The 5,393-nt window shown below is 68.1% G+C and carries 3 protein-coding genes; all 3 read left to right on the top strand.

Translation table 11 applies throughout. The features are described from left to right. Positions 1 to 163: 163 nt before the first annotated feature. Complete coding sequence (locus ACIGKL_RS02530; RefSeq protein WP_397486237.1) at positions 164 to 2,323, top strand: TonB-dependent siderophore receptor; 2,160 nt, start codon at positions 164 to 166, stop codon at positions 2,321 to 2,323. A 72-nt stretch (positions 2,324 to 2,395) separates the two neighbouring features. After that, a complete protein-coding gene (gene fhuB / locus ACIGKL_RS02525) occupies positions 2,396 to 4,432 on the top strand; it encodes a Fe(3+)-hydroxamate ABC transporter permease FhuB (RefSeq protein ID WP_397485150.1) in 2,037 nt (678 codons plus the stop codon). Positions 4,433 to 4,436: 4 nt separating this feature from the next. Continuing rightward, the gene (locus ACIGKL_RS02520) at positions 4,437 to 5,360 is read left to right on the top strand and encodes an ABC transporter substrate-binding protein (RefSeq protein WP_397485149.1); all 924 of its coding nucleotides are present in this window, start codon (positions 4,437 to 4,439) and stop codon (positions 5,358 to 5,360) included. Positions 5,361 to 5,393 lie beyond the last annotated feature (33 nt).

The raw sequence follows: 5,393 nt of genomic DNA, 5'->3' as shown, positions 1-5,393 counted from the left end.
GCTAATCTAAATGAGAAGATTTACTGTTTATTTACTCTGTCGATTTCATTAAAGTACCGCCGCAGTCTTATGGGGGAGCGCCCGCTGGGCGCTCGCGGGGGACATTTCAGCAGGACGGATAATTTCAATGCGTCGTTCCGATCAGAATAGTTTTGCCTTTCGTATGACCTTGCTCGCCACGCTGGTGGGCACACTTTCCATCCAGGGCCTGGCCCAGGCCGACGACTCGGTGACGCTGCCGTCGACCACCGTCACCGGCGAGGAAGAGGGCGCGCAGGGCCCCGACTTCGGCTACAAGGCGGCCAAGAGCCTGACCGCGAGCAAGACCAGCACGCCGCTGTCGGAGACCCCGCGTTCGGTGTCGGTGGTAACCCGCCAGCGCATCGAGGATCAGAAGGCGCAGACTCTCACCGATATCCTCGGCTACGTGCCCGGCATCTTCGCCCCGCCCTTCGCCGTGGGCGATGGCCTGGCCGGCGACTACTTCTTCATTCGCGGTTTCAACGCCACCGACTACGGCTACGGCCTTTACCGCGATGGCCTGCGCGTGCAGGGCAACCGCTACGACACCACTACCGAGCCCTACGGCCTGGAGCGCGTGGAAGTGTTCCGCGGCCCGACCTCGATTCTCTACGGCGAGAACGCTCCGGGCGGCCTGGTCAACCTGGTGAGCAAGCGCCCGACTGCTCAACCGCGCGGCGAGGTGCAACTGAGCTACGGCTCCAACAACCGCCGCCAGTTGGGCGTGGACGTTTCCGGCGCGCTGAACGACAGCGGCAACGTGCTCGGCCGCGTGGTGCTGCTGGGGCGCAACGCCGACACCGCGGTCGACCACGTGCAGGACGACCGCATCTACATCGCGCCGTCGCTGACGCTGAACTTCGACGACTACAACAGCCTGACCCTGCTCGCCAACTACCAGAAGGATCGCACCAAGATCGAACTGGGCCTGCCGGCGGCCGGCACCCTGCTGGACAACCCCAACGGCAAGCTGGACAAGGACACCCTGGTCGGCCACCCGGACTGGGACGACTTCGACCGCGAGGTCTGGACCCTGGGCTACGAATACAGCCACCGCTTCAACGACGACTGGCAGTTCCGCCAGAACTCGCGCTACCTGCAGTCGCGCATCCAGCGCAACGAGGTGTGGCCGAGCAGCAGTCTGTCCAGCGCCGACTACAGCAGCACCGTCGGCACCAACCTGGCGCGCGATCGCTACAACAAGTCGATCACCTACTCGCTGGATAACCAGGTGGAAGGCAAGTTCGCCACCGGCGCCCTGCAGCACACCCTGCTGGTGGGCCTGGGCTTCGACCGCACCTCCTTCAACCAGAATCAGGACGTCGGCATCATCCCGCTGATCGACTACTACAACCCGGCCTGGGGCGTAGTGGGCGAGCCGACCACGCCGATCGCCCAGGGCAACACCCTGCTCACGCAGAAGATGACCGGCGTCTACACCCAGCTGCAGAGCAAGTACGAGAACTGGATCTTCCTGCTCGGCGGCCGCTTCGATTCGGTCGACAACGAATACCGCAACAAGCTCGCGCCGGCCACCGACCTCGACTACAGCGACCACAAGGGCACCTGGCAGGGCGGGGTGATGTACCAGTTCGACAACGGTCTGTCGCCCTACGTCAGCTACTCCACCGCCTTCGTGCCGGTGCAGGAACTCTCCGCCAGCAGCGGGCCGCTGGACCCGATCACCGCCGAGCAGTACGAGGTGGGGGTGAAGTACGAACCCAAGGACTGGAACACCGCCATCACCCTGTCCTGGTTCGACCTGACCAAGGAGAACGACGTCATCTGGGACGTTTCCGACTACCGCCAGGTCGGCGAGAGCCGCTCCCAGGGCGTGGAGCTGGAGGTCAACAGCGACGTCACCGAGAACCTCAGCCTGGTCTTCGCCTACACCTACACCGACGTGCGCGTCACCGAGGATGCCGCCACTTCGCTGGTGGAAGACAAGCAGATGACCGGCGTGCCGCGCAACCTGGCTTCGCTGTGGGCCAACTACCGCTTCCTCGACGGCAACCTGCGCGGCCTGCGCCTGGGCGCCGGCGTGCGGCATATCGACAGCACCTTCGCCTACACCAACCCGCCGGGCAGCAACCCCGCGGTGGTCTCCTACGGCCGCCTGGACACCGGCGACGTGACCCTGGTGGATGCCGCCATCGGCTACGAGATCGACAACAACTGGTCGGTCGACCTGAACGCCAAGAACCTGTTCGACAAGGAATATGTCGGCTCCTGCAACAACGCCGGTCGCTGCTACTGGGGCGAGGAACGTAGCCTGCTGGGCACCGTCTCGTTCCGCTGGTAAGGCGGGCACGCGGCACGCAAACCAAGGCGAGGGGGCAACCCTTCGCCTTTTTGCATAGGTGGGGAACATGTCATGACGAGTTTGACTGGCGCCGGGCTGCCGCAACGGACACGCGGCCTCGGCCACGGCGGCCTGGCGCTGCTGGGCCTGGGTCTGCTGGCGCTGCTGCTGCTGTGGCAGGGCGTGCTGCGCTACCCCTGGCCGAGCGTCGAGGCCTGGTGGGCGCCATTGTCGGCCGAGCCGTCGCTGGAAGGCCTGTTGCTCTGGTGGACCCAGCTGCCACGCGCCCTGGCGGGCGTGCTGGTGGGTGCCTGTCTGGGCATGTCCGGGGCGATCATGCAGCTGATCACGCGCAACCCGCTGGTCTCGCCGGATCTGCTGGGCATCACCGCCGGCGCGCAGCTCGGGGTGATCCTCGGCATGCTGTTGCCGAGCGCCCTGGGCCTGCCGCTGATTTTTCTCGGCGGCCTGCTGGCGGCGGCGTTCACCTTCCTCATGGCCGGTGGCTGGAACACCTCGCCGTTGCGCCTGACCCTGGCCGGGGTCGCGGTGGCGCAGACCTTCGCCGCGCTGATCGCGTTGTTTCTCAGCCTCAACGACCGGGCCGCCATGGTGGTGTCGTTGTGGAACACCGGCTCCCTGCAGCAGCTCGGCTGGGGCGCGCTGCAGCCGGCGCTGTACCTGCTGCCCCTGGCGTCGCTGGCGCTGCTGTTGCTGTTGCGGCCGTTGAACCTGGCGGTGCTCGGCGATGGGCAGATGCGCACCCTGGGCTTGTCGCCGGCCTGGCTGAAGGGGCTGAGCATCCTCTTGGGCAGTCTGCTGGCGGCGCTGGCCATTCACCTGGCCGGGCCGCTGGGCTTTATCGGCCTGATCACGCCGAACCTGTTGCGTTTCGCCTTCGCCGTGGTGCGCCCCTCGCGCCTGGTGCCGCTCTGCGCGATCTGGGGGGCGCTGCTCACGGTGCTCGCCGATGCCCTGGTGGCGGCGCTCGAGCCCTGGTTTCACCTGCCGCTCGGGGTGCTGTCGGCGATTCTCGGCTCGCTGGCGATCCTGCTGCTGCTGCGCTATAGCCGGCGTTCGCCGACCGCGGCGCTGAGCGCCAGCATGCCGGGCGAGAACCGCCCGGCGCGGCTGCCGCTGCCGCTGTTCGCGCTGCTGGCGGCGCTGCTCTGTGCGGCTCTGCTGCTGTGCGGCAGCGCGCTGGGCGAGGCGGGCGTCTGGTCGTTCTGGCGGCGGGTGCTGGACGGCGAGTCGGCGGCGCTGACGCTGCTCGACCTGCGCCTGCCGCGCTTGCTGGTGGACATGGCGGCCGGCGCGTTGCTGGCCACCAGCGGCATGCTGTTGCAGGCGGTGACGCGCAACCCCCTGGCCGGCCCGGAAATCCTCGGGGTCAGCCAGATGGCGGCGCTGGCGGTGCTGCTCGCCCTGATCTTTATCCCCGAGCTGGCCGTCGCCTGGCGTTTTCCGCTGGCCTGGGCCGGCGCCGGGCTGGCGCTGCTGATCGTGATCGGCCTGAACCTGCGCCATGGCCTGGAGCCGCTGCGGGTGACGCTGACCGGTTTTGCCATCGGCGGCGTGGTGCTGGCGCTGGTCAGCCTGCTGGTGGCGCAGTTCACCAGCAATATCGCCGAGGCCCTGATCTGGATGGTCGGCAGCAGCTACGGCCGCACCTGGGACGACTTGCTGGCCATGCTGCCCTGGCTGGTAGTGGGGCTGGGCCTGTGCGCGGCGACGACGCGCTGGATGGACCTGCTGCAACTGGGCGATGGCGTGGCGGGCAGCCTCGGCTTGTCGGTGCCGAGCCGACGGGTGATGCTGATCGCCCTGGCCAGCGCCCTGATCGCGGCCGCCGTGGCGGTGGTCGGGCCGGTGGCGTTCGTCGGCTTGCTGGTGCCCCATGGCGTGCGCCTGCTGGGCTTCCATCGCGCCCGTCAGCGCTTGCTGGCGGCGCCGCTGCTGGGCGCGGTTCTGCTGGCATCGGCCGACCTGCTCGGGCGGCTGCTGCTGGCGCCGCTGGATATCCCGCTGGGCATCGCCACCGCGGCCATCGGCGCGCCGTGCTTCCTGCTGCTGCTCAGCCGCGTTTACTTCACCGCGAGTCGGAGGTGATCCGGTGCTGATTTCCCGTTTTGCCTGCTGGGTGCTGCTGGCCAGCCTGTCGTGCAGCGCCTGGGCCGGCGCCGACGCGGCGCTGGTGGCCAGGCAGTCCGCCGCCATTGCCGCGCAGCCGCAGCGCATCGTCAGCCTGGATGAGTTGACCACCGAGTTGCTGGTGTCCCTGGGCATCGAGCCGGTGGGTGTGGCCAACCTGGCGAACTACCGCCGTTACATCGGCATCGGCGACGAGCTGCTCGAACACAGCGTGGCCCTCGGCAGTGCGCAGCAGCCGGATCTGGAGGCCATCGCGCGGCTCAAGCCGGATCTCGTCGTCGGCGTGGCCTACCTGCATTTGCAGCTGTTCGAGCGCCTCGACGGCCTGGCGCCCACGCTGATCTACCAGGTCTCGCTGGCCGCCGGCGGGCCTGACGGCGTCGCCATCGGCGAGGCCATGCTGCTCCACCTGGGCCAGCTGACCGGGCGTCAGGCCCAGGCGCGCCAGGCGGTCGAGGAAGCACGGGCGGCGCTCGCGGCGGCGCAGCGGACGGTGCGCGAAGGCGGGCTGGCCGGCGAGCCGGTGGCGGTGCTCTACCCATTGGTGCAGCAGGGCACGTTCATCGCCCTCAACCAGCAGACCCTGATCGGCAGCCTGATGGCGCGTCTCGGCGTGCATTCGCCCTGGCCGCTGCACTCGGCCCACAGCCTGCACCGGCGTATCGACATGCGCGCCCTCGCCGGCGAGGAGCGGCTGCGCGTGCTGTTCATCGGCGGCCAGGTCGAGGCGCCGTTCTTCGACAGCCGATTGTGGCGTGCGCTGCCGCTGGCCAGACGTCAGCACTACGGGTTTCTCGCGACGCCCTACTGGACCTTCGGCGGGCCACGCTCCACGGCGATCATCGCCGCCCAGATCGGCGACGCACTGCAGGCGATGAATCGTTAAATTTTGTCGCCGGCCATTCGTCTCTGTAGAGAC

Origin of the sequence: Pseudomonas sp. NPDC077186 (assembly GCF_044543505.1) — a bacterium.
GTDB lineage: Bacteria > Pseudomonadota > Gammaproteobacteria > Pseudomonadales > Pseudomonadaceae > Aquipseudomonas.
This window is presented reverse-complemented; position numbering and strand designations above follow the sequence as displayed.